Source organism: Mesorhizobium sp. ORS 3428 (assembly GCF_001854785.1).
GTDB lineage: Bacteria > Pseudomonadota > Alphaproteobacteria > Rhizobiales > Rhizobiaceae > Mesorhizobium.
Genome location: NZ_MDFL01000115.1, coordinates 427110 through 451977, shown reverse-complemented (window position 1 = coordinate 451977; position 24868 = coordinate 427110). Strand labels below are relative to the sequence as shown.

Here is a 24868-nt window from a genome sequence, read left to right as displayed (position 1 = left end):
TGCCATATGAGCCGTTCCTGGTCGCGAAGACCGCGCCGGCGATATGCACCAGCCCCGCCGCCAAGCCTCGGGCGCAGGTTGCTGGACTACGCGCTGGCCGCGATCGTGCTTGGTCTGTTCATCCTGGTGGCGGCGCGGCTCGACCGCTTCGAGACGCGCAACGAGCAGGGCACCGCGATCGTCAATGACGGCGATTCGATCACGCTGGGTGCCGAGCGCATCCGCATGCGCGGCATCGACGCTCCGGAATACACGCAGACATGCCGCAAGGACGGCGTCGACTATCCCTGCGGCAAGCTCGCGCGGCAGTCGCTGGTCAGGCTGATCGCCGACAGGCGGGTGTCCTGCAGCGGCTGGCAGCGCGACCGCTACGGCCGGCTCCTCGGCAACTGCAGGGCAGGCGACACGGATCTCAACCGCGCTCAGGTGCAGGCCGGATGGGCCGTCGCCTTTGGCGACTTCGAGACCGAGGAGGCAGTTGCGCGGGCGGCCAAGGTCGGCATCTGGGCCGGCTCATTCGAGCGGCCGCGGGACTGGCGCGACAGCCATCACGATCAGCCGGTCGAAAGGAGGCACGGCATGCTGGCTTCGCTCGGCGATGTGCTGCTCGAGTTGTTCCGCTTCTGGTGATCGGCGAAAGCGCGCCCTATGATTGATGGAGATCGGGAGAATGGAATGAAGCTGTTCGATGGCGGCCGCGCGCCGAATCCCAGACGGGTTCGGGTTTTCCTGGCGGAGAAGGGGCTCACCATTCCGCTGGTGCCCGTCGACATGGGCGCGCTCGAGCATCGCGAAGAACCGGTGGCATCGCGCAATCCGCTGCGCCGGCTGCCGGTGCTCGAGCTCGACGACGGCACCATCATCACCGAATCCATCGCCATCTGCCGTTATTTCGAGGAGCTGCATCCGGAGCCGGCCTTGTTCGGAAAGGGCGCGCTCGGGAAGGCCATGGTCGAGATGTGGCAAAGGCGCATGGAGTTCAACCTGTTCAGCTGCGTGGCCGCCGCCTTCCGGCACATCCATCCGGCGATGAAGGACTGGGAGGTGCCGCAGATCCCGGAATGGGGCGAAGCCAACAAGCCAAAGGCGATCGAGTTCCTGCATATCCTCGACCGCGAACTGGCGAACAGGGAATTCGCCGCCGGCGATTTCTATTCGGTTGCCGACATCACCGGCCTGATCGCCGTCGACTTCATGAAGCCGGCGCGCATCAAGGTGCCCGAGGAATGCGCGAACGTGCTGCGCTGGCACGCCGCGCTCTCCAGCCGGCCAAGTGCTGCTGCCTGAGGCCTGGCCTGCGCTTGGACGGATTGCCCTGCATGAGCGAAGACCTGGAAAGTCTCACGGCACGGGTGCGGGCCTGCCGCATCTGCATCGAGCATCCGCGCGGCCGGCCGCTGCCGCATGAGCCGCGTCCGGTGCTGCTGCCGTCATCGAAGGCCAGCATCCTGCTTGCCGGCCAGGCGCCGGGCACCAAGGTCCACATCTCGGGCATGCCGTTCACCGACGCTTCGGGAGATCGCCTCAGGAGCTGGCTCGGGGTGAGCGGCGAAGAATTCTACGACACGGAAAAATTCGCGATCGTGCCGATGGGCTTCTGCTTCCCGGGGCAGGATGCCAACGGCGCCGACCTGCCGCCGCGCCGCGAATGCGCGCCGGCCTGGCGCGCCGACCTCATGGCGCTGATGCCGCAGATCGATCTCGTGCTGACGATCGGGGGCTATGCGCAGTCCTGGCATATGGGCAGGGCCCGCGGGCCGTCGCTGACGGAGACGGTGAGGAACTGGCGCGCGATCTGGGACGCGGCGGCTGGCCCGAAGGTGCTGCCGCTGCCGCATCCGTCATGGCGAAATACAGGCTGGCTGAAGAAGAATCCTTGGTTCGAAATGGATTTGCTGCCTTTCCTCAGGTCGGAAATCCGCTATCGCATCGGTTAGGCATTCGGCAAGATATCACTCGCTTTTGCTGCCTTTGGCAGAATTTCTTTCTTGTAGAAGGCCCGGATAAAAGGGAATATAGCGAAACTATTCCCCTGGAGTCTCCCGATGGACCGCCTTGACCGAAAAATTCTCCGCCTCCTGCAGGAGGACGCGACGCTTGCGGTCGCCGATGTCGCAAAGAAAGTCGGCCTGTCGACTACGCCGTGCTGGCGGCGCATCCAGAAGCTCGAGGAAGAGGGCGTCATCAAGCGGCGCGTGRCCATTCTCGACCACGAGAAGGTCAACGTGCGCGTCACCGTCTTCGTGTCGATCCGCACCAATTCGCACAGCCATGAGTGGCTGCGCCGCTTCTCCGAGGTCATCCAGGAATTTCCGGAAGTGGTCGAGTTCTACCGCATGAGCGGTGACGTCGATTATCTGCTGCGCGTGGTGGTGCCCGATATTGCGGCTTATGACGCCTTCTACAAGCGGCTGATTGCCAAGATCGAGATCCGCGACGTGTCGTCGTCCTTCGCCATGGAGCAGATCAAATACACGACCGAAATCCCGCTTGACTACATGATCCTGGACAAGGAAGCGGGTGCGAACGCGGCGTGAGTGACTGGGCCTAAAGCGCGTCGCGATCTTTCAGACTCGCTCCATCCGCTTTAGGTTTTGATCTACGCATGTCTTTGTCCCGAAACCGGTTCCCACTTTCGGGAGACATGCTTTAATTCTTCYTTTTGTTGAGGAAATTCCAGGGCGAGTTGACCGGCAGGGTGACGGCGTCCGGCACGGYGTCGACGCTCGCCACGTCGGCATTGCGCACCGTGTAGCCTGACTGGACGATCGAGACGCCGTCGAGGATGAAGAGCTGGCTCTTCTCCATGCCGGGCTTCAGCACGCCGGTTACCGAAACCGGCTGATAGGCCTCCGCCATCTTGTAAGGATGCGCCGGCGTGACGAGCACGATCTGGTTGGGTGGCGGCGTCGGCATGTGGCTGCAGGCGCCCRTCCACGGCACCAGCAGGAACTGGTAGACGAGGTCGCCCTCGCGATCGACCGGCAAGGCATAGCCGGCCAGCTGAACGGTCTTGTCCTGGAGATTGAGCGACAGCGTTTCGCCATGATCCGGCAGTTTTGCCGCGATCATCGGCAGGTTGGCGTCTTCGGCGACCGCCTGGGTGGCAGGGCGCAGATCCTTCCAGAAGATATGCATGGGTTCAGCCGCGGCATCGCCAGCACTCGCCGTGAGCATGAGCACAGCCATCAGCCTCGCGCGTGATTTGAAACGCCTGCTCATGGTCTTCATCCTCGGCCAGTCCATTTCCAAAATTGATAAAAAGCACATCGTGACTGATCCTGGCTCAACGGCTCAGCCGCATCACGTGCCGGCGCGTACCGGCCGTGCCGATCTCATGAAAGCCGCGAGCGGTGAACATGTCGCGAAAGCCCATGAAGCGATAGCTCGGTGCGGCCTCGTCTACCGGATAGGCTTCGATGGTAGAAGCGCCTTTGGCGAAGGCATGGTCGATGGCGGCGTCGAGCAAGGCGGAGGCGAAGCCGCCACCGCGTAATGCTCTCGGCACGTAAAAGCAGACGATCGACCACACGCCGGTTTCGCTGTCGTCCTGCTGCTTCGACAGCCGGCGATAGGTCTCGCGCGGCGCGACCGAGCACCAGCCGACGATCCTGCCGTCGAGCTCGGCGACGATGCCAACCGGTGTGCTTTTTTCGATCAACGCCATCATCATGCGCTTCTTCTCGTCGTTCTGGACGTGCTCGCGGCTGGAATGGCGCCAGGCCATGCACCAGCAATATTTCGGCGCGCCGGGCTGCGCGAACAGGTCTTCGAAACGGCTGCGCGTTTCCGGCGTCACCTCGATGAAGCGAAGGCCGGCGAGGTCAGGCTTTTGCGGCCGCGAGCCGTTCGAGCGTTTTGGCATCGGAAAGTTCCCTCACCGCATCCTTGCCGATCCAGCGAGCCGTCTTGTCCTGCGATGACGCGAGCTTCCCGGCAAGCGCCACGGCAGGGGCATGCAGCGCCATCGAGCGCTTGCCGATCTGCCGCAGCGCCCAATTGACCGCCTTGCGGACGAAGTTGCGTGGGTCGCCGGCATGCTTCTCGATCAGCGATAGACAGGCAAGAAAGGTGGTGTCCGGTTCCTTCTTCAGGTGCACCGCGCCCCAGGCCAGCATGGCAAAGGCGGTACGGCGCACGAACTCGCGCTCATCCTCGGCGAATTCCTGGATCAGCTCGCGCCAGAACGATGTTGCGGCAAACAGGTCGGCAACGGTGTCGACGATCTCCCAGCTGTCGAAATCGGCCGCCCAGCGCCGGCATTGATCGATGTCGAGCTTCTTCGGCTCACCGGTGAATGCCRCCATCAGCCGCGCCTCGCGGATGCCGCTCTCCCAGAGACGCAGCGCCCGGGTGTGGTTCTTCTTCAGCTTGCGCGCCAGCGGCCGCAGGTCGGAATTGCCGACGCCAAGCGCTGTCGCGGTGTTGATGCCGAACCGGGCCATGCCGGCAAGATTCTCCTTGCTGCCGATCGAGCGCAAATGCGCGACAATGTCGTCGGCGCTCCAGCTCGGATCTGGCAGGGTCATTGCCGTCTATTTTTCCAGGCGGGCCAGCAGCGAGGATGTGTCCCAGCGCCGGCCGCCCATTTCCTGGACCTCTTTGTAGAACTGGTCGACTAGCGCCGTCACCGGCAGCTTGGCGCCGTTGCGGTTGGCCTCGGCCAGGCAGATGCCGAGATCCTTGCGCATCCAGTCGACGGCGAAGCCGAAATCATATTTTCCGGCATTCATCGTCTTGTGGCGGTTTTCCATCTGCCAGGAGCCGGCAGCGCCCTTGGAGATCACTTCGATGACCTTCTCGATGTCGAGCCCGGCCTTCTTGCCGAAATGGATGCCTTCCGCCAGCCCCTGAACGAGGCCGGCAATGGCGATCTGGTTGATCATCTTGGTGAGCTGGCCGGCGCCTGCCGGCCCCATCAGCCCGACCATGCGGGCATAGGCGTCGATGACGGGCCTGGCCCTGTCGAAGGCGGCCTGCTCGCCGCCGGCCATCACCGTCAGCACGCCGTTCTCGGCGCCCGCCTGGCCGCCCGATACCGGCGCGTCCAGGAAGGAAAAGCCGGCCTTTTCAGCGGCCTCGGCCAGTTCGCGCGCGACCTCCGCCGAGGCCGTGGTGTTGTCGATGAAGACTGAGCCCTTCTTCATCGCGGCGAAGGCGCCCTTGGCGCCGGTCGTCACCGAGCGCAGGTCGTCGTCATTGCCGACGCAGGAGAAGACGAAATCCTTGCCCTCGGCCGCTTCGGCCGGCGTCAGCGCCACACTGCCGCCATGCTGGGCTACCCATTGCTCGGCTTTCGCCGCGGTGCGGTTATAGACCGTGACGTCGTGGCCGCCCTTGTTCTTGAGGTGACCGGCCATCGGATAGCCCATGACGCCAAGACCGAGAAATGCAACCGATGCCATAGAAGCCCTTCCGAGAACGATTTTTCAGCTGCGGAAGCTCTATGCCCTGCAGCGGATTCGTCAAGGCACGGAGAGCGGCATCGACTGGTGCAGGCCGATGCGCAACGGTTCATCGCTTGAGGTGGATGGTGATCCGGCGCTCGATCCATTCGACGCCGTGGCGCAGGATCTCGACCATCACCAGATAGACCATCGCCACCCAGATATAGGCCTGGATGTCGAAGGACTTGGCGTAGGCGAGCTTCGCATTGCCCATCAGGTCGTAGACGGTGATGATGGCGACGATCGCGGAAGCCTTGATCATCAGCACGAGTTCGTTGCCGTAAGGCCGCAATGCTACGATAATCGCCTGGGGCAGGATCACCTTGCGCAGCGTCTGCAGCTTGTGCAGGCCGAGCGAAGCGGCGCCTTCCCACTGGCCCCTCGGAACGCTTTCGATGGCGCCGCGCAGGATTTCAGCCTGGTAGGCAGAGGTGTTGAGCGAGAAGGCAAAGACGCCGCAATAGAAGGCGTCGCGGAAGAACCACCACAGTCCGACCATTTCAAGCTGCGGCCGGAACGAGCCAATGCCGTAATAGACCAGATAGGTCTGAACGAGCAGCGGTGTGCCGCGGAAGAAATAGACGTAGCAATAGGCCAGCCCGGACAGGATCCGGTTCTTGGACATGCGGGCGTAAGTGACGGGCAAGGACAGGATTGCGCCGGCAATCATCGAGACTGTCACGAGCGACAGCGTCGTGCCCAATCCCTGCAGATAGGCGGGCGCGTATCTGGCAAAGAATTCGCCGTTCCAGGCGTAGACCAGATAAGCCAGGATGCCGAGGCCGAAGAGGATCCAGAGGCCGACCAGCGCRTAGCCCACAATGCGGGCGCGCGGCCAGCCGCGGGCCTGCGGCGGGGGGCGCTCGACTGCAATGGCTTGGCTGATGCTCATCGCGCCTCCTTCCGCCCCAGCGAGCGCAGGATATAGCCGGTGGCGACCGAGGACAGGATGGCCAGCAGAAGGAAGACCAGCGCCGCGACGCTGTAGAAGAGGAACGAATGCTTGGTGACGCGGGCGGCCACACCAGCATTGCGCAAGGTTTCCGCCAGATTGACCACCGATACCAGCGACGTGTCCTTGAGCAGGATGAGCCAGCAGTTCTCCAGGCCAGGGAAAGCGATGCGCAGCAGCTGCGGCAGGATCACCAGCCGCATCGTCTGCCATTTCGAAAGGCCGATAGCGTAACCGCCCTCATACTGGCCCTTGGGAATGGCGCGAAAGGCAGAAAGGAAGACTTCGCTGGTATAAGAGGAGAAGATCAGCGACAGCACGATCAAGCCGGCGACGAAACTGTTTACGTCGACCGTGGCCGCGGGCCAAAAGAAGCGCACGAGGTGCTGCAGGATGAGCGGCATGCCGAAGAAGAACAGGAACAGTGTGACCAGTTCGGGYAGACCGCGAAAGACCGTGGTGTAAACGTTGGCCGCCAGCCGCAGCGACGGTTCTTCGTGCTGCTTGGCAAAAGCGACGAAGAAGCCGATCACCAGGCCGATCGGCAAGGTGGCGAGCGCCAGCGCAATCGTGACCAGCACACCCGACGCAATGTCGTCACTCCAGCCTTCCGGTCCCCAACTCAGAAGTGTCCAAATGCTTTGGGCTGGCATCGACTAGTCTGGTCTCCGTGACGATCCCGGAATGGAGGAAGGGCGGTGAGTTTCCTCACCGCCCTGAAGGATCAGGACTCGCTGCCGTAGACGTCGAACTTGAAGTATTTATCGTTGATTTCCTTGTACTTTCCGTTTTTGCGGATGGCGTCGATCGCGGAATTCAGCTTGTTGACCAGATCGGTCTCGCCCTTGCGCACGGCAATGCCGGCGCCGGGCCCGAAGATATCCACCGGCTGCGGCGAAGGCTGGCCGAGGATCTTGCAGCAGGCGCCGTCGGGCGAATCCAGCCACTGCTGCAGCACGACGATGTCGTCCTCGATCGCGTCGAGGCGGCCGTTGGCGAGATCGGCCTGCTCCTCGGGGCTGCTCGGATAGCCCTTGATCGTGCTGTCCGTGTAGGTCTTCGAGGCATAGTTGAAATGCGTCGTCGTGGTGGCGACGCCGATGGTCTTGCCGGCAAGGTCAGCCTTGGTCACGCCCTTGAGCGTCGAATCCTTCGGCACGGCGATGGCCGAAGGCGTGTTGTAATATTTGTGCGTGAAGTCGACCTTCTGGGCGCGCTCGGGCGTGATCGACATCGAGGCGACGATGGCGTCGAACTTGCCGGCCTGGAGCGCCGGGATGATGCCGTCCCAGTCCTGGGCGACGAAGGTGCACTTCACCTTCATTTCGTCGCAGAGGGCCTTGGCGATGTCGATGTCGAAGCCAACCAACTGGCCGTCCGAGGTCAGGTTGTTGAAGGGCGGATACGCGCCTTCGGTGCCGATCCTCAGGGTCTTTTCCTGAGCCTGGGCAACGCCGAGTGTCAGCAGCGCGGCCGAAGCGGCAAGCGCGATACGCAGTGCAATACGCATGATAATCCTCTCATATTGTCATGGCCGCTGTCCCGTGCGGCTCTTGGGGGCGGAGCCGTCTTGACCGCCCGCTGCGGCGGATACTCCCACTCTTTCCAAGAAAAAAGCAACTGCAAAACAACCGCAAACGGCAATCGCGGTCTGCCGCAGCGTTAGTTGCCCGGACCGACGAGGCCGGTCGCGCGCTCGATAAAGTCGGCTATCGATTTCGTATCGTCGAGGTCGAAGACCGGCAGGGTTTCGCCTTCGACTTTGAAATCCGCGGCGACGGCGACGATGTTCGGGTCATTGATCGAAAGCGGGGTTCGGTCCTTTGCGTCCAGCCGCCGCGCCTCGATCTTCTTGTGCGCTTCGCGCTTGTAGCCTTCGACCAGCACGATGTCCGAGGGCGCCAGCCGGGACAGGATTTCATCCAGCTTCGGCTCGTCCTCATCGCGAAGTTCATGCATCAGCGCCCAGCGCCGGCCGGACACGACCGCGACTTCCGTGGCGCCGGCCTGCCGGTGGCGAAAGGAGTCCGTTCCCGGCTTGTCGATGTCGAAGTCATGATGGGCATGCTTCACGGTCGACACCGTCCAGCCGCGCCGCACCAGTTCCGCGACCAGCTTCTCGGTCAGTGTCGTCTTGCCGGAATTCTTCCAGCCGGTGATACCGAATATGCGTCTCATGGCTTGAGGCTTTGCAACAGACGTTCGGCCTCTGCAAGATCGTCCGGCGTGTTGATGTTGAAGAACGGGTCGATCCGCTGGCCTTCGGCCTCGATCATCGGAAACTCCACCTGGACAAAACCGTGCCGCTCCATGAAGGCCGAAACCCGGCGGTTGTCCTCGTCGACAAGGAAATGGCGCAGGGCATCGCCGAGGCCAAGCGGCCAAAGGGCAAAGGTCGGATGCCATCTGCCGTTGGAACTGGCAACAGCGATCGCTCCGGGCCGTTCACTGGCTGCAGCGGCCAATCGTTCGACGAGGTCGCGGGGGAAGAACGGCGTGTCGCCCGCCGCGCTCACCAGCGAGCGGCAGGCGGTGTCCGTCGCCGCCCATCCGAGGCCGGTGAGGATGCCGGCCAGCGGGCCGGCATAGCCTTGAACCGTGTCGGCCAGCACCGGAAGGTTTGTGCCCGAAAACCGCGCGGGGTCGCCATTGGCATTGAGCGCCAGCGTGTCGACCTGCGGTTCGAGACGCGCGGCGACATGCTCGATCAGCCTGCCCTTGCCCAGCGGGAGCAGGGGCTTGTCGCCGCCGCCCATCCGGCGCGACTGGCCGCCGGCCAGGATGATGCCTGCAATGCTTTGGTCCATCGGCCTATATGCCGTCCGGCGCCATGTCGGGTCCAGCGCTTTCGGCGGCAGGCTGCCGCCGGCCGACGACGCGTTCGCGGTAGAGCGCATAGAGGCCGGAGCCAATGATGATCACGGCGCCGATGGTCATCGGCAGGTCGGGGATGTCGCCGAAGATGACGAGACCGAGCAGGATCGACCACAGCAATGCCGTGTAGCGGAAGGGCGCGATGAAGGAGATGTCGCCCGAGCGCATCGCCATGATGATGAACTGATAGCCGATGAGAACCAGCACCGCCGCCAGTGCCAGCAGCGCGGTTGCCTTTCCCGTCATCGGCGTCCAGCCGCCCATCGGCGACAGCAGCAGCGCTCCCAGGACCGTCATGGCCAGCGCGGTCGCCGTCGACACCAGCATGGTCGGTATCGCTTGCGGGATCCGCTTGGTGGCGAGGTCGCGCACCGCGCAGCAGGCGACGCTTGTCAGCGCCAGCAGCGAGTAGACGCTGAAGCCTTCGAAGCCCGGCCGCACGATGATCAAGACGCCGGCAAAGCCGACAGCGATGGCGAGCCAGCGACGCCAGCCGACGCCCTCGCCAAACACGAGCGCCGCGCCCATCGTCACCGCCAGCGGCAGCGCCTGCAGCACAGCCGAGACGTTGCCTATCGGCAAATGGGCAAGCGCGATAAGGAACGACACGGTGGCGCCGGCCTCGCCGGCGACGCGCACCGCCACCATGGGCTGCAGCATGGTGCCGGGGCTGGCAAGCGCGCCGCGGTGCCAGGCGAGCAGGCCGACGAAGAGCGAGGCAAAAACACCGCGCACGAGCATGACCTGCGCCATGTTCATCGTTTCGGAAGAGAACTTGGTGATCGCGTCGTTCAAAGTAAAGCCGATCATGGCCACGACCATGAACAGCGCGCCGCGAAGATTGGGTGAGAGTGGCAAGTGCGTTTCCGTCTATTTCGGTTCAAGCCTCTAGCAGTCGAACGCAAGACAGCAACGCCAAAGAAATGGGCCACGGATTTCTCCGCAGCCCACAATATCGACCCCAAGCCATGCCGGACGCCTATTTCGGCGTCAGCGTCTCGGTGCCATTGCCGTTCTGGCCGGCGATGGTCCATAGCCCGTGCAGCGAGCCGTCCTTCTCCACCTTGTAGACGACGAGGCCGATTTCCTTGCCCATCACGTAGCCGGCGGAAAAGGCATTGTCGTTGCGCATGCAGATGCCGTCGGAGGACGAGCCGCCGGTTTCCCAATGGATTGTGCAGGTGGTGTCGCTGGTCAGTGTGATGGTCGCCTCTCCGCCATACTGCGAACCGTCGAAATTGGTGCCGGAGACAGTGTAAGTGCCGCCGATCGACTGGCCGGCGGCCGGCACGGACGCAACCCCAAGCATTGCAAGCGAAAGCAAGAATTTGCGCATGAGAACCCCCTGGATGCGAAAACGCTTGCGAAGGCTAGGCCGGAACGGACCGGTGGTAAATCGGGCCGAAGTCCGCGCGGACGATTTCTTTTGCGCGGCGCCCGCGCGCCTCAAGGGCCGCGCAGGCTGGCGGCGATTGAGCCGGCCAGCGGATCGTATTTCGCCTTGAGCGATGCAGGATATTCGACCCAGACGCTGCGGATGACGCCGTCCTTCCCGAAAAGCCGCCGGTCGTAGAAGACCTTGTCGCCCTTGATGCCGGACAGCACTGCCCAGTTCTTGCCGGTCTTGCTGTAGGTCACCTTGTAGCCTGGCCCGGTGTTCGCCCTTTCGCCGGTGACGAAGCTCTTCGGCGTATCGTTGTCGATGTTGTAGATGCCTGAGCAAGTCAGGCTGGCGCCATCAGTGCTCAGCCATTGTTGCCCGTCGCCATTCTCAGGCTCCGGCAAGCGGTCGCTGAAAATCTCGTCGGGAAAGGTGCAGGCGGTGCCGAAGCGCGCATTGACGTAGGTGAATGGCTTTGCAACCGCCGTTGCCGTGACGACGGCCGGCAACGACGACAAGGCGATCGCCAAAGGCAAGCGCCGGATGAGATGAAGACGCGTCATGATGCCCCCAAAAGTCAGTGACCGGGGCGATCTTGCACCATTGCTCAGAAAAAATCAGCCGCCGGTGACGCTCATATGGCGCGACACCGAGGGACGGCTGGTACGGCGGTCGATGACGAAATCGTGGCCCTTGGGCTTGCGCCCGATCGCCTCGTCGATGGCCTCGCTTACCAGCTCGTTGCTTTCGGACGCGCGCAGCGGCGCTCTCAGGTCGGCGGCGTCCTCCTGGCCGAGGCACATGTAGAGCGTGCCGGTACAGGTCAGCCGCACGCGGTTGCAGCTTTCGCAGAAATTGTGCGTCATCGGCGTGATGAAGCCGAGCCTGCCGCCGGTCTCGGCGACATGGACATAACGGGCAGGGCCGCCAGTCTTGTAGGGGATGTCGGTCAGCGTGAACTGGCGCTCGAGCGAAGCACGCAGCAGCGACAGCGGCAGGTACTGGTCGGTGCGGTCGGCATCGATCTCGCCCATCGGCATGGTCTCGATAACGGTGAGGTCCATGCCACGGCCGTGCGCCCAGCGCAGCATCTCTGGGATTTCGGCGTCGTTGAAGTCGCGCAGCGCCACGGCGTTGAGCTTGACCTTGAGCCCCGCCGCCTGTGYGGCGTCGATGCCTTCCATGACCTTGCCGAAATTGCCCCAGCGGGTGATCTGGCGGAATTTGTCGGCGTCGAGCGTGTCGAGCGAGACGTTGATGCGTTTGACCCCGCAATCGGCGAGCTCGGCGGCAAAGCGCGACAATTGCGAGCCGTTGGTGGTGAGCGTCAGCTCGTCCAGCGCGCCGCTCTCCAGATGCCGCGACAGCTGCCGAACCAGATGCATGATGTTCTTGCGCACCAGCGGCTCGCCGCCGGTCAGCCGGAGCTTCCTCACGCCTTTTTCGATGAAGACGCTGCAAAGCCGGTCGAGTTCCTCGAGCGACAGCAGGTCCTTCTTCGGCAGGAAGGTCATGTCCTCGGCCATGCAATAGGTGCAGCGGAAATCGCAGCGGTCGGTAACCGACACGCGCAGATAGCTGATCGTGCGACCGAAGGGGTCGATCATGTCCATTTGCAAGCGCTTCCCGTGGCCTCAGCGGCGTCGTTATATATGGCTATGTGATACGATCCTGTGCCGCATTCAAGATAGAAGGTCTTGATCTTTGGTAACATTCCCCGACCGACATCGCGTGTCGGCTGCCTTGCATGACCTTTTCGCATTGCGCGAAGCAGCGTAGGGAAGGGTGAACGCTCACAGGAAGAATACATGACGGCGCCGAAGGAACTGAGGGTCTCGAAGGACCGTAAGCTGCTCACCGTGACCTTTCCGGGGCATGACCCGTTCGAACTGCCTGCCGAACTGCTGCGCGTTGCATCGCCTTCGGCCGAGGTGCAGGGCCATTCGCCGGACCAGCGGGTGACCGTGCCCGGCAAGCGCAACGTCGCGATCCTCAAGATCGAGCCGGTCGGCAATTACGCGGTGCGCATCACCTTCGACGATTTCCACGACACCGGCATCTTCACCTGGAACTATCTTCACACGCTCGGCCATGAGAAGGACGAGCGCTGGAAGGCCTATCTCGCCGAGCTTGCAGAGAAGGGCTTGAGCCGCGATCGCTAGCCTGTGCCTGCCCGTTTCACCGCCGGCCGTCGTCAAGGCGTCATGGACATGGAGTAGCGCCGGCAAAATGTCGGGAGGCGAAAGATGTCGCTCATCACATCGGTCGAACAGCTCGAGGCGCTCTACGGGCGGCCCGGCGAGGCCTCGCTGGTCAAGGAACTCGACGATGTCATTCCCGAATATGCCGCCTTCATCGAGGCCTCGCCCTTCGTGGCGCTGGCGACCTGCGGGCCGGAAGGGCTGGACTGCTCGCCGCGCGGCGATCTCGCCGGCTTCGTTCGCCTTGTCGATGAAAAGACGCTGATGATGCCCGACCGGCGCGGCAACAACCGCGCCGATTCGATGAAGAATATCATTCGCGACCCGCGCGTCGGGCTGCTGTTCCTGGTGCCTGGCTCCGGCACGACGCTGCGGGTCAATGGCCGCGCCCATATCACCACCGATGCGGCACTTTGCGCGTCCTTCACCGTCGACGGGAAGCCGGCGCGGTCGGTCACGGTCATCGCCGTCGACACCGTCTATTTCCAGTGCGCCCGCGCCATTGTGCGCTCGGATCTGTGGAATCCGGCAAAGCATGTCGACCCGAAGGCGCTGCCGACGCCGGGCCGGATCCTCGAGATCGCCAGCCGCAAGAATATCGACGGCGAGACTTACGACAGGGAATGGCCGGAGCGGGCCAAAAAGACGATGTGGTAGAGGGGCCGATTTTCCGGTGGGCCGGCCTGCAAACGGCGGGCTCCTGCGCTTCCGGTGTTCACGTACTTTAAGTACGCTCCGCTCCGGTTCTCGGAACCCACCATTTTCGACTCGCCTGACCGAAATCTCAGCACACCTAAGCCGAGTCGCAGCAAACCTGTGCTCAGGCTTCCTTCAGCACCTCGGCGATCTTGCGCATCTGCTCGCCGATCATGTCGCATTGCTCCGGCGTCGACTGACTCATCGCCTTCTCGATCAGCGCCATATGCACCTTCAGCGCCCGCATCAGCAGAGCCTCGCCGGCTTCCGTGAGATTGAGCCGCAGCACCCGCTTGTCCTTCTCATCTCCTTCGCGTCGCAGCAGGCCACGCGCCTCGAGCTGCGGCAACAGCATGGTGACGTTGGAGCGGCCGACCAGCAGCTTGCGGGCCAGGTCGTGCTGCGACATGCCGGGGTGGCGGTAGAGGTTCATCAGCACGTCGAGCTGCGCCGGCTTTAGATCGAGCGGCGCCAGCTTCGTCGCCAGCGTGCGCTCCAGCACATGGCAGGCGCGTGCCACCGCAACCCAGTTGCGAAAGCGCGGATTGTCCCAGGGCAGCTCTTGCGTAATGTTCATGTTTGAACTATTATGTTCATGCTTGAACGAATTGGTGGACGGCCACTATGGCATCATTTGGGTTGAAGATCATCCGGGGCGTATTTGGTGYGGCCGAGCATGTCGCGCCACGTCTCAGCGGCCGCGCGGCGTTCGAATTGTTCTGCCGCACGCCCAACGTCAAGGCCTTGAGCGATGGCGAGCGCCGCGCTGTCGAGCGCGCCGCCGCGTTCATGGCCGAGGCGCGCCATCACAGGCTGAAAACCAGGACGGATTGCGTCGCGCTGCATGAGTTCCGGCCGGAGCCGGGCGAGGGCTATCGCGGCACCGTGCTCGTCATCCATGGCTGGCGCTCGCGCACCGAATATATGCGTGCGCTGATCGAAGGGTTTCGCGGCGCCGGCCACAAGGTCGTCTCGCTCGACCTGCCGGGCCATGGCCATTCGCTCGGCCGGCATCTCAACATGGTGACCGCCGTGGATGCGGCGCGGGTCGCCGGCGAGTGGTTCGGCCCTTTTGCCGCCGTGGTCGGCCATTCCTTCGGCGGCGCGGTCGCCGCCAATGCGGTCGCTGGCTCCGTGAAAGGCATGCCGCCGCTGGCTGCTGAAAAGCTGGTGCTGATCGCGGCGCCGAGCTCGCTGCCGGCGATTTTCGATGACTTCAGCCGCAGGCTCAATGTCGGGCCGCGCTCCCGGGTCGCCATGGCCGACAGGGTGAAACACCTGTCGGGTCGGCCGCTCAGCGAATACACAGGCGACCGCCAGCTCGCCGAGGCGTTGCTGCCGACGCTGGTCATCCACGCGCCGGACGATCGCGAAGTCCATGCCGACCATGCAAAACGATATGCGGAAGCGGGCAGCCATGTTCGCCTGCACTGGGCGGAAGGGCTTGGCCACCGCCGCATCCTTTCCGATAAGGATGTTGTCGCGCACGCTGTGGGCTTCGTGACGGAGCGCGAATCGACGCTGCACTGAGCAGGTAGTCCCGCGACTGAGCCGGAACTGCGAAAATTCAGTCAGTCGGCCTTTTTCTTTTGACCTGGCTCGACCGGTAGACCGGCCGCCTTCCAGGCGGTGTAGCCGCCCAGAATATGCTTTACTGGCGTAAGGCCCATGTCCTGCGCCGTCTTGGTCGCGAGGGCGGAGCGCCAGCCGCCGGCGCAGAAGAAGACGAAGGTCTTTCCCGAGGCGAAGAAAGGCTTGTGGTAGGGGCTCTCGGGGTCGATCCAGAATTCCAGCATGCCGCGCGTCACGTGCTTCGCGCCGGGGATCTTGCCGTCGCGCTCGACTTCGCGGGGATCGCGCAGATCGACAAAGATCGTCTCGTCATCCTCAAGCAGGGACGCCGCTTCCTCAGGCGACACGACTTCGATCTCGGCATTAGCCTCATCGAGAAGCTGACGATAACCCTTTTTCATGGCACATCCTCCCGGCCACGATTTGCGGCCGCTGAAATTTCGATCACAAAGACCAATGTTTGTCACTGACTGATGTTTCACGCCTTGGGTGCAGGCTAATGCCCACACAGCCATGGCCCTTGGTGCTATCATCGCACGGGCAGCCGGCTTGGCTCCGTCGCGACTCGCCAACCACCAAGCCTGTTTCGTCACGGTGCGGCGCTTAACATCGATGGTGGCGCGAATGCTTGATTGTTCTCAAGCAGTTGGAACCGCGAACGCCCTTATCCGTTCCCGACAGGCAAGGAGGTGAAACCGTTCTGCAACACGGCTGCGGAAATTTATAGAAGCTTAACGKAATCGGTGTGAATCGGTATAGTCGCGCCTTACATCCGCCATGCGGTGGGCGAGACCGTCAAACGGCGCGGAACGGGAACCGGTTCAACCGGTRCGGGTGAAGCATGAAAATCCTTGGGAACAAAAAGGYCGTCATGCCGATGGCGATTGCGGCGGTACTTGCCTTCGGGCAGCAGCCGGCGAGCGCGCAAAGCTTGTTCGACATGCTGTTTGGCGGCGGCATTCGGCACAATCCCCAAGGTGAATTTCCGCCGCCGCCGAGGCTGCGCAAGGTGTTGCCAGGCGCCGATGGCGAGGGCGGCGCCAGGATCAACAGCCCGACCTATTACACCTACAAGCCCGACAAGCTTGTGCGCGTCGACTTCAAGTCGCTGCTGCCGGCGCCGCCGCCTGCGACCGCGCAGGACGCCGCCTTTGTGCCATCCGTGACGGCCACTGCCTTCCGCGACGCACTGGCCGGGCTGAGCGACTATGAACTCTTTGCCGAACCTGACATCGCCAAGGCGCTGATCGCCTACTACTCGGCCAATCCGGACTTCATCTGGGTGGACGGCGACGCCCCCAACGGTAGGGCTCAGGATGCCGTGCGGGTGCTCGGCGAGGCGGCCAGCTACGGTCTGACGCCGGCGGACTACGCCGTCGAAGTCCCGGCTGCCACCACTTCAGCCACGCCGGAAGAGCGGAAGAAGGAACTGGTCCGCTTCGAGATGGCGCTTTCGGCGCGTGTGCTGCGCTATGCACATGACGCCCAGAGCGGCCGCGTCGACCCGAACCGCATGACCGGCTATTACGAGTTCCCGGCCAAGCCGCTCGATCTCCAAGCTGTGCTGAAGACGCTRGCGCACACCCAGGAGGTGCGCACCTATCTCGAATCGCGGCACCCGCAGAACCCGGAATACCAGGCGTTGCGCGTCGAATTGGAATCGCTTCAGGCGAGCGAGGAGAACGAGATCGTCGTCGATCCGAAGCTGCTCCTGAAGCCCGGCGAAAGCAGCCCGGAACTGCCTAAGCTACTGACGCTCATCGCTCGCAATCTCGATGACGAGATGGGCGGCGACTATGGCGAGACCCTCGCCAAGCTCGGCACGAGCGAGGTCTACGATCCCGAACTTGTGCCGGTGATCAAGGCGGTGCAGAAACGGGCCGGCATGAAGGGCGACGGCGTCATCGGCCCGCGCACGGTGGCTACGCTCGCCGGCACGTCGAAGGCCGACAAGATCGAGAAGGTCAAGGTCGCGCTTGAAGAGCTGCGCTGGCTTCCCTCCGACCTCGGCAGCCCGCGTGTCTTCATCAACCAGCCGGCTTTCACCGCGAGCTATATCGACAATGGCGAAGAAAAGCTGAAGACACGCGCGGTCATCGGCAAGGTCACCAACCAGACCGCCTTCTTCTACAATCAGATCAAGCAGGTTGATTTCCATCCCTATTGGGGCGTGCCGCAGTCGATCATCGTCAACGAGATGCTGCCGAGGCTGCGCAGCGATCCGGGCTATCTCGACCGCGCCGGCTACGAGGTGACGGATTCCAGCGGCAGGCGAATCCCCTCGGCCGAGGTCGACTGGGGCGCCTACGGCGCCAAAATCCCCTTCAGCGTGCGCCAGCAGCCGAGCGAGGCCAATGCGCTTGGCGAACTGAAGATACTCTTCCCCAACAAGCACGCCATCTACATGCATGACACGCCGCAGAAGTCGTTCTTCGAGCGCGACATGCGCGCGCTGAGCCACGGCTGCATTCGCCTGCAGGATCCGCGCGGCATGGCGGCCGCAGTACTCGGCATCTCCGTCGACGATATCGCGGAGAAGCTGAAGCATGGCCATTCGACCGAAAATGTCACGCGCGTCATCCCGGTCTACGTCGCCTACTTCACCGCTTGGCCGGACATGTCCGGCAAGGTCGAGTATTTCGACGACGTCTATGGTCGCGATGCAAAGCTGATGCAGGCGCTCGACGTCACCGAAGCGGTGCGCGCCCCGTCAATCTGAGCAATGGCGGTTCAGCTTTGATGGTCTCGCTGAGCCGCTGCTGTTTCACGCAATTTCGGACGGGCAACCGCCTCGCGCTTTCTTGCGGTTGCTTCGGATGAGCGCCGGCCGAAGCCGGCGCCGCGCACTGGCGATCTCAGCCGTCAAACACGCGTTGACGCCAATTTCCGGGGAATGGGCCTGGCCGCGCGCCTACTTCGGCTCGCCCGTCACCGGATCGTAGGTGATTTCGACCTTTGCCTTGTCGATCGTGTAATAGGTGACGGTGTAGCCATCGCGGCTCCAGTCGAGTTCCTTCACATAGCGGAAGTCGTTGCGTTTCTCGACCTTGGCGACGATGTCTGAGAGCTTTATGGCATTTTGCGGCGGCACCGCTTGATCGTCCGCCGCGAAAGCCGATCCTCCGAAAAGGAAGAACGCAATACCGCTAGCCAAAACAACAGCGCGCATGACTGTCCCTCAATCTCGTAGGATGGCATGAGTGCGCGGAAAACTCGCATCCCAGCCAGTTGGTTCCGCCACGGGCGGATAACGCCTGCTCCACAGCCGGGCGGCAAGAGTGCTTGCAAGGGTCCGTTCGCAAAACCTGAATTACTCAAAGCCCCGATATTTCAATATGTAATGGGGGTTCTGCGACCTGGTGCTTCAGGTAGCAAACGGCTAACCATGGGTTGGACCCGCGGCGCGTTCCATTGGCCGTTCGTGGTAGAGCTTTCGACCAGACCCTGTTAGACTTCCGCCAACAGGGTGGCAACGGCGCGCCGGGCCTGCCGGGTCGGCAAACGGCGAAGTGTTTTGAGAGCGGAAGTCGCCAGTTCTGGACCGAAAGCAGGGACCGGGGGGTCTACCATGGCTGGACGGAACTACACCCGTCAGCTCGCGACAATCATTTCCATCGACGCCGTGGGCTTTTCGCGGCTGATGGGCATCGACGACGAACTCGCCGTCGCGGCCTTCGAGGAAAGGCGCGACATCATTTCCGACAGCTGTGGCGCCTATGGAGGCCGCACCTTTGGCGTCGCCGGCGACAGCATCATGGCCGAGTTCGGCAACCCGATCGAAGCCTTGCGCGCGGCATTCGATTTCCAGGATCGGATCATGGAGCTCAATGCGTCTGTGGCCGAGGAGATGCGGATGCCGTTTCGAGCCGGAATCAATACCGGCGACGTGATCGTCCGCGAAGGCCGTCTCTATGGCGATGACGTCAACATTGCCGCGCGGCTCCAGGAATTCGCCCCGCATGACGGTCTCGCCATTTCGGAAACCACCTGGCATCACGTGAAGGACAAGACGGCGGCGGTCTTCACCGACCTCGGCGAGTTCATGCTGAAGAACATCGCCCTGCCGGTGCGCGTCCTGATTGCCGGGCGCGGCAGCAACGGCACGGCGGTGACGGCTCCCCTGGCCGCTATCCCCACAGCTGCCGGTAGTTACAAACCCTCTCCCAAGGGACCGCCGGCAATCGCGGTGCTGCCGTTCCACAGCACCGGCAGCGAGCCCGATGTCGGCTACATGGCCGACGGCGTCGCCGAGGACATCATCTACGGCCTTTCCAACACCCGATGGCTTTCGGTGATCGCCAAGGGCTCGAGCTTCCAATTCCGCGACGACAGCCTCGGAACAAGGCTCATCGGCAACGCACTTGGCGCGCGCTATATCGTCAGCGGCACACTGGCGCGCTTCAGCGGGCAGATACGCCTCAACGCTTCGCTCACCGATACGTCAAACGGACGTCTTGTCTGGTCGCAGCGCTTCGACCGCGACCTCGTCGACATTTTCCGCCTGCGCGACCAGATCGGCAGCGAGATCGTCTCGATCCTCGACAAGGAGGTCGACAGGGCCGAGCAGGTGCGGACCTTCCAGGTGCCGTGGGAAAGCCTCGAGACCTGGCAATTGGTGCGGCGCGGGCGCTGGCACATGAACAGGCGCACGCGACGCGACACCGAAATCGCGCTCGAATTCTTCGACAAGGCCTACCAGGAAGATCCGAATTCCAGCGCCGTGCTGAACGAGCTGGCATGGTGGTATTTCTGGCGGGCCTGGCTGCGCTTCGGCGACAGCGACGACCTGGACAAGGTCGAGGCATTCGCGCGCAAGGCACTCCTGATGGATAGCCTAGACGCGCGCCCGCACGCCTATCTCGGCGTGGCCGACATCATGCGCGGCCAGCCGGCATCGGCGGCCGAGCACCTCGCCGAAGCGATCCATATCAATCCGAGCTTTGCCTTCGCCCGCTCTGCGATGGGCAGCGCGCGCCTGCTGCTCGGCGATGCCGCCGGCGCGATTCCGTTCTTCCTGGATACCGAGCGGCTGAGCCCGTTCGACCTCTACCGCTTCCACAATCTCGGGGAATTGGCCGCGGCCTACTGCTTCGTCGAGGACTGGCCGGCGGCCATTGCCGTCGCCGAGCGCTCGCTCAACCTTTCGCCCGGCTACTTCTATGCCCGGTTCCTGAAAATCGGCGCCTTGATGCGGAGCGGCCGCCGGGATGAGGCCGCGCGGGAACTTGCCATCTTCGCGACCAGGCATCCGGATTTTTCCGAGCAGAGGATTCGCTGGATACCGTTCGTCGACGCTGCGAAGAATAATTTCCTGATCGCCAATTTCGATCAAGCCAAGTCGATTGCATGATCGCCGGCGCCGAGGGCAGACGACTGTGATGGAATTCACATACGCCGGACCCAGGCGAACCTAGGCCATGAGGTTGCCGGCATCTCAATGACGTGGACCGCCGGGGGGCTCGAGCGCGCATGTTCAAACTGAAATATTTCTCTGCTGTGCGGGCAGCTCAGAGGGCCCAGCGTCCGGTCATCGAAATGCCGCCGTTCGACATCAACCGGCTTCGGTCCAAGGGCCTTGCTTCGCGCATCGCCGGTTTCTTTCTCAGCGACCCGCGCTGGCTGTTGGCGCTGCTGCGCCGCTTCTGGCCAAACCTTGCCTTCGGCAATTTCCTGCTCGTCACAAAGGGCATCGACGTGCGCGACATATTGGAGCGCGGCGACGAATTCGAAACGCCCTACGGACCGGAAATGGCGGAGCTGGCAAGGGGATCGAACTTCATTCTCGGCATGCAGGATGGTGCCGCCTATCGGCAAATGAAGTCGGCTGTGCTGAGCGCGTTTCCCCCAGCCGAAGTCGAGGCCGCCGTCAGGCCGGTCGCCGAGCGCCATTCGCGCGAGATCATGACCCGCGCCAGCCCCGGCTTCGACGCCATCGCCGGGCTGATGAAGATCGTGCCGGTGCGCATCTGCCGCGACTATTTCGGCCTCGAGATCGACGATGAAACCGAGTTCGCCGATTGGTCGATTGCGCTCAGCGCGCTGTTCTTTTCCGATCCGACCGCCAGCCCCACCACGCGCCAGCTCGCCGTCGTCGGCGGCGATCGCCTGATCAAGACCATCGATCGTTCCATCGCCGGGATCAGGGACAGGGCAGGGAAGGACGGGCGGCCGCTGGCGCGCCTCGTCGCGCTCATGGATCAGGGACGGCTGTCGCTGCCCGACATTCATTCCATCATGCTTGGCATGATCGCGGGCTTTGTCCCGACCAATGTGCTTGCCGGCGGCAATTGTCTGGAGGTGATCCTGTCGCGCGCCGATGCGCGGCAGGCCGTCGACGCGGCGCTTGCCGAAAACAGCGTCGAAAAGCTCGACCGGGCGATACTCGAAGCGATGCGCTTCAAGCCGATCTGGGTCGGCCCGTGGCGCTACGCGGCGCGCGATGCGGTGATCGGCAAGGGCACGCGCCGCGAGCGTCGGGTAAAAGCCGGAACAGTCGTGATGCCGGCGACGCTGTCGGCCATGTTCGATCCGGAAATCGTGCAGCGGCCAAACGAGTTCGATACTTCTCGGCCCCACCGCGACTACATGGTTTTCGGCCACGGCATTCATCTCTGCATCGGCGCCGAGATCGCCCGCATACAGATCGGAGAATGCGTTCGCGCCCTGTTCAGCAAGCCGAAGCTCAACCGCGCCCGGGGCAGGGCGGGCAAATTGGCCTATGTCGGCGCCTATCCGGCGAACCTCAAGGTCGATTTCGAGCCTTCGCCGCTTTGCCGCACGGTCGACCAGTCCATGGTCACCGTAGTTTGTCCGATCAGGCGCTCGGTGCCGCTGGATGCCGTGCGCGACAAGGTTGGCGCCCTCGGCAATCCGGCGATCCACGAGGTGGCCGGCGCGCTCGACAAGGCAGGCACGATTCACTTCACGAGCCTTGCCGTCGCAGCAACCGGCAGGGACGAGAAATCGGGCATCGAGACCGGGGCGCTGGTGTTCGAAATTTCCGGCGACGGCAGCACCGACGATGTCATTGGCACCGTCACGCAAGCCCTTGGCCACCGGCTGAGGCCGATCTTCAGGGACGCGTGCGGTCTGGCGGATGGCGGCTCGCTGGATGATTTCCTGAAGAAGCATCACATCGATATATCGCCGTCCTTCGGCAGCACGGCGGGGCTGGTCTTTTCAGGCACGCCGGGCCATTCCGTGCGCCGCATCCTGGCAGAGGCCAAGCTTGCCGACAGCGTGCGCGAGATTGTCGAAACGCCGCGGGCAGGCACCGGCAATGCGCTTGCGGTGCTGACCGAGGCGCGGCGGCATGTGCAATGCCTCGGACAGTTCGGCTGGGCCTTTGAGCCGGCCGAGAGCCTGCTGGAGCGGCCGCCGGGCCGCTGGTGGCAGGCCTTGACGACGACGCTGCTTGCGCCRGCAGTGCTGGCCACCGTCGCGATCGTCGTCCTTGCCTGCTGGCGCATGACCTATGTGCTGGTGTTCGGAAACCCGCACGGCATCACCTTCACCAACATCGCCATAGCCGGCACCGCGCTTCTGCTGGCAGTGCTGGGGCTGCTGGCCACTGCCTTGGTGCTTATGGGCTTGTGCTTCCTCGCCCTGCGGCGGCTGGAGGACAAGGACCGGCCGCAGAGCACGCCGGTCGATATCGGTGCCTTGGACAAGATCCTCGCCAACGAGGACCATGCAGCGCAGAATCATCTCACCGCGATCTCGACGATGAAGTTCGGCATCTTGCGGCGGCTGGCGTTGAGATTTTCCTTCTACCTGATTTCGATATCGGCGCAGAAAGTGTTCCGGCCGGGCTTCCTAGCCAACATCAGCACCATTCACTTCGCGCGCTGGGTGCTGCTGCCGGGCACCGACAGGCTCGTGTTCTTCTCCAATTACGGCGGCAGCTGGGAAAGCTATCTGGAGGACTTCATCGCCAAGGCCTCCGCTGGCCTGACCGGCGTTTGGAGCAACACGGAAGGTTATCCGCGCACGCGCTGGCTGTTCCTCGACGGTGCGCGCGACGGCGACCGTTTCAAGCGCTGGGCGCGGCGCCAGCAGGTGCCGACGCTGTTCTGGTATTCGGCCTATCCCCATCTCAACACCACGCGCATCCGCATCAATTCCAGGATAAGGCGCGGCATTGCCTCGGCGACCGGTAACGAGGCGCGCGACTGGGTGAGCCTGTTCGGCTCGTTGCCGCGGCCGCAGGCGAGGGCGGAGGAAGCGGTCGGCCGCGAGCCTGCCCCTTCGCCTATTGAGGAACTGGAGTCAGGCGAGATCCAGTCCATCTTCTTCGGTCCGTTCGGCGCACTCGGCCACGCGCATATGCTGGCGATCCGGGTGCCGGAAGACCTGCCGGCAATCGAGCGGAGAGCGTGGCTGGACTTCGTCATCGAGAAGGCGAGCTTTGGCGACGGTGTGCCCGTCGGACGGGCCATGACGGTGGCCTTCGGTCCCGACGGCCTTCGCCGTCTCGGGCTTAGGGGCGGYGTCGACGACGATCCGCTGGACACGTTTCCAGCCGCCTTTCGCCACGGCATGGGCAATCCGCAGCGCAGCCGCATCCTTGACGACAGCGGCCCGGACGCGCCCGACAAGTGGCAGTGGGGCTCCGCCAGGACGCCGGTCGACGCGGTTGTCATCTGCTACGCCGAGAAGCCGGCCGTGCTTAAGGCCGAGATCACGGCCGCGAAGCGGAAGACGACTGGCGCCGGGATGAAAATCGTCGCCGAGTTGCCGCTTGTCGTGAACCGCGAGCCGAAGACGGACGGCGCGAAACCCCAGCAAAACGGCAGGTCGGAGCGTCAGCGTGCCTATGAGCATTTCGGCTTCGCCGACGGTATCTCGCAACCGATCGTCAAGGGCACGTCGCGCGCCAACAAGGGGGCGGCTTCCATGCATCTGGTGGCGCCCGGCGAGTTCCTGTTCGGCTATCGCGACGAGCACGGCTTCTATCCGGCCTCGCCCTCCGTCCAGGCAGCGCAGGACCGCGCCGGCATCCTGTCGCAGGTGCGGCGGAACCGGCAGATTCCCGGCCAGCCTCCGCCGCCGCGCGACTTTGGCCGCAACGGCTCCTTCCTGGTCGTGCGCCAGTTCGAGCAGCATGTCGAACTGTTCAGCGACTACTGCAAGCACGCTGCCGCGCGGGCCGCGCAGGAGACCGGTGACGACACAGTCACGCCCCGCTGGGTGGCCGCCAAGATGCTTGGACGCTGGCAGGACGGCAGCTCGCTGGTGCGTAACCCCGACGGACGGCCGGGCCGCGGTGCCGACAATGATTTCGCGCTCGGCGCGGAGGACCCGCAGGGGCATCGCTGTCCGCTCGGCTCGCACATACGCCGCTCGAATCCGCGCGATTCGCTTGGCGAAGATCGCGAGACGCAGATCAGGATCGGCAAGCGCCATCGCATCCTGCGCGTCGGCCGCACCTATGAGAAGAAGGGCCGGGACGGCAAGGCAGAGAAGGGCCTCCTCTTCATGTGCCTCAACGCCGACATCGAGCGTCAGTATGAGTTCATCCAGCAGACCTGGGTTTCGTCGAACTCGTTCCAGGGCCTTGTCGGCGAAAAGGATCCGACGATCGGCGCGCGCGACGGCGGCGGCCGGTTCTCGATCCCGTCATGGGAAAAGGTCACGGTGCTTAAGGATATGCCGCAATTCGTCACTACCAAGGGCGGCGGCTACTTCTTCATGCCGAGCCGGTCCGCGCTGCGCTACCTGATCTCGCGGCTCTGATTCGGGTCAA

26 protein-coding genes are annotated in these 24868 nt (G+C 63.4%); 10 read left to right on the top strand and 16 right to left on the bottom strand.

What is annotated here, in order from left to right; all coding sequences use genetic code 11:
• Positions 1-6: 6 nt before the first annotated feature.
• The 4 genes from ORS3428_RS15365 (at position 7) to ORS3428_RS15350 (ending at position 2537) form a co-directional block, all read left to right on the top strand.
• On the top strand, positions 7-630 hold the full coding sequence (locus tag ORS3428_RS15365; protein WP_071099098.1) for a thermonuclease family protein: 624 nt from the start codon (positions 7-9) through the stop codon (positions 628-630).
• Between the two features lie 45 nt (positions 631-675).
• A complete protein-coding gene (locus ORS3428_RS15360; protein WP_071099097.1) occupies positions 676-1287 on the top strand; it encodes a glutathione S-transferase in 612 nt (203 codons plus the stop codon).
• A 32-nt stretch (positions 1288-1319) separates the two neighbouring features.
• Positions 1320-1937, top strand: coding sequence for a uracil-DNA glycosylase family protein (locus tag ORS3428_RS15355; protein WP_244507963.1), 618 nt, complete (start codon positions 1320-1322; stop codon positions 1935-1937).
• A 108-nt stretch (positions 1938-2045) separates the two neighbouring features.
• Positions 2046-2537: an Lrp/AsnC family transcriptional regulator gene (locus ORS3428_RS15350; RefSeq protein WP_071099093.1), complete on the top strand. Its 492-nt coding sequence runs from the start codon at positions 2046-2048 to the stop codon at positions 2535-2537.
• A 112-nt stretch (positions 2538-2649) separates the two neighbouring features.
• Here the strand turns inward: ORS3428_RS15350 and ORS3428_RS15345 are convergent, their stop codons facing one another.
• The 13 genes from ORS3428_RS15345 to moaA all read right to left on the bottom strand — a co-directional run bounded on the left by ORS3428_RS15345 (position 2650) and on the right by moaA (position 12267).
• The gene (locus ORS3428_RS15345) at positions 2650-3222 is read right to left on the bottom strand and encodes a DUF3299 domain-containing protein (RefSeq protein WP_071099282.1); all 573 of its coding nucleotides are present in this window, start codon (positions 3220-3222) and stop codon (positions 2650-2652) included.
• Positions 3223-3286: 64 nt separating this feature from the next.
• A complete protein-coding gene (locus tag ORS3428_RS15340) occupies positions 3287-3865 on the bottom strand; it encodes a GNAT family N-acetyltransferase (protein ID WP_083355140.1) in 579 nt (192 codons plus the stop codon).
• Positions 3825-4529, bottom strand: coding sequence for a DNA alkylation repair protein (locus ORS3428_RS15335; protein WP_071099091.1), 705 nt, complete (start codon positions 4527-4529; stop codon positions 3825-3827). Before ORS3428_RS15335 ends, ORS3428_RS15340 begins: the two co-directional genes overlap by 41 nt.
• Before the next feature lie 6 nt (positions 4530-4535).
• Complete coding sequence (locus ORS3428_RS15330; protein WP_338011939.1) at positions 4536-5426, bottom strand: NAD(P)-dependent oxidoreductase; 891 nt, start codon at positions 5424-5426, stop codon at positions 4536-4538.
• A gap of 88 nt (positions 5427-5514) precedes the next feature.
• Complete coding sequence (locus ORS3428_RS15325) at positions 5515-6339, bottom strand: ABC transporter permease (protein ID WP_071099089.1); 825 nt, start codon at positions 6337-6339, stop codon at positions 5515-5517.
• Positions 6336-7052, bottom strand: a complete 717-nt coding sequence (locus ORS3428_RS15320) for an ABC transporter permease (protein ID WP_071099088.1) — start codon at positions 7050-7052, stop codon at positions 6336-6338. Before ORS3428_RS15320 ends, ORS3428_RS15325 begins: the two co-directional genes overlap by 4 nt.
• A gap of 71 nt (positions 7053-7123) precedes the next feature.
• Entirely contained in the window at positions 7124-7909 is a 786-nt protein-coding gene (locus tag ORS3428_RS15315) for an ABC transporter substrate-binding protein (protein ID WP_071099087.1), read from the bottom strand.
• Between the two features lie 152 nt (positions 7910-8061).
• Complete coding sequence (gene mobB, locus ORS3428_RS15310) at positions 8062-8577, bottom strand: molybdopterin-guanine dinucleotide biosynthesis protein B (protein ID WP_071099086.1); 516 nt, start codon at positions 8575-8577, stop codon at positions 8062-8064.
• Positions 8574-9206: a molybdenum cofactor guanylyltransferase MobA gene (gene mobA, locus ORS3428_RS15305; RefSeq protein ID WP_071099085.1), complete on the bottom strand. Its 633-nt coding sequence runs from the start codon at positions 9204-9206 to the stop codon at positions 8574-8576. The genes mobB and mobA overlap by 4 nt, the downstream gene beginning before the upstream one ends.
• 4 nt (positions 9207-9210) lie before the next feature.
• A complete protein-coding gene (locus ORS3428_RS15300; protein ID WP_071099084.1) occupies positions 9211-10131 on the bottom strand; it encodes a DMT family transporter in 921 nt (306 codons plus the stop codon).
• A gap of 121 nt (positions 10132-10252) precedes the next feature.
• Positions 10253-10609 (bottom strand): hypothetical protein, encoded by a 357-nt coding sequence (locus ORS3428_RS15295; RefSeq protein WP_071099083.1) that lies wholly within the window; start codon positions 10607-10609, stop codon positions 10253-10255.
• 110 nt (positions 10610-10719) lie between these two features.
• Positions 10720-11217: a hypothetical protein gene (locus ORS3428_RS15290; RefSeq protein WP_071099082.1), complete on the bottom strand. Its 498-nt coding sequence runs from the start codon at positions 11215-11217 to the stop codon at positions 10720-10722.
• 54 nt (positions 11218-11271) lie between these two features.
• The gene (moaA, locus tag ORS3428_RS15285) at positions 11272-12267 is read right to left on the bottom strand and encodes a GTP 3',8-cyclase MoaA (RefSeq protein WP_071099081.1); all 996 of its coding nucleotides are present in this window, start codon (positions 12265-12267) and stop codon (positions 11272-11274) included.
• 195 nt (positions 12268-12462) lie between these two features.
• Between moaA and ORS3428_RS15280 the strand changes: the two genes are divergently transcribed.
• Positions 12463-12816, top strand: coding sequence for a gamma-butyrobetaine hydroxylase-like domain-containing protein (locus ORS3428_RS15280; RefSeq protein WP_071099080.1), 354 nt, complete (start codon positions 12463-12465; stop codon positions 12814-12816).
• An 84-nt stretch (positions 12817-12900) separates the two neighbouring features.
• Complete coding sequence (locus ORS3428_RS15275) at positions 12901-13512, top strand: pyridoxamine 5'-phosphate oxidase family protein (protein ID WP_071099079.1); 612 nt, start codon at positions 12901-12903, stop codon at positions 13510-13512.
• Positions 13513-13675: 163 nt separating this feature from the next.
• Here the strand turns inward: ORS3428_RS15275 and ORS3428_RS15270 are convergent, their stop codons facing one another.
• Entirely contained in the window at positions 13676-14128 is a 453-nt protein-coding gene (locus tag ORS3428_RS15270; RefSeq protein WP_071099078.1) for a MarR family winged helix-turn-helix transcriptional regulator, read from the bottom strand.
• Positions 14129-14175: 47 nt separating this feature from the next.
• On the opposite strand from ORS3428_RS15270, the gene ORS3428_RS15265 reads away from it, so the two are divergent.
• Positions 14176-15081, top strand: a complete 906-nt coding sequence (locus ORS3428_RS15265) for an alpha/beta hydrolase (protein ID WP_071099077.1) — start codon at positions 14176-14178, stop codon at positions 15079-15081.
• A gap of 41 nt (positions 15082-15122) precedes the next feature.
• Here ORS3428_RS15265 and ORS3428_RS15260 read toward each other — a convergent pair whose 3' ends face one another.
• The gene (locus tag ORS3428_RS15260) at positions 15123-15524 is read right to left on the bottom strand and encodes a rhodanese-like domain-containing protein (protein WP_071099076.1); all 402 of its coding nucleotides are present in this window, start codon (positions 15522-15524) and stop codon (positions 15123-15125) included.
• Positions 15525-15964: 440 nt separating this feature from the next.
• Between ORS3428_RS15260 and ORS3428_RS15255 the strand changes: the two genes are divergently transcribed.
• Positions 15965-17842 (top strand): L,D-transpeptidase family protein, encoded by a 1878-nt coding sequence (locus ORS3428_RS15255; RefSeq protein ID WP_071099075.1) that lies wholly within the window; start codon positions 15965-15967, stop codon positions 17840-17842.
• Positions 17843-18034: 192 nt separating this feature from the next.
• Here ORS3428_RS15255 and ORS3428_RS15250 read toward each other — a convergent pair whose 3' ends face one another.
• Positions 18035-18292, bottom strand: coding sequence for a PepSY domain-containing protein (locus tag ORS3428_RS15250; RefSeq protein ID WP_071099073.1), 258 nt, complete (start codon positions 18290-18292; stop codon positions 18035-18037).
• Between the two features lie 399 nt (positions 18293-18691).
• On the opposite strand from ORS3428_RS15250, the gene ORS3428_RS15245 reads away from it, so the two are divergent.
• Complete coding sequence (locus tag ORS3428_RS15245; RefSeq protein WP_071099071.1) at positions 18692-20473, top strand: adenylate/guanylate cyclase domain-containing protein; 1782 nt, start codon at positions 18692-18694, stop codon at positions 20471-20473.
• A gap of 119 nt (positions 20474-20592) precedes the next feature.
• Complete coding sequence (locus ORS3428_RS15240; RefSeq protein ID WP_071099069.1) at positions 20593-24858, top strand: cytochrome P450; 4266 nt, start codon at positions 20593-20595, stop codon at positions 24856-24858.
• The last annotated feature ends 10 nt before the right edge of the window (positions 24859-24868 follow it).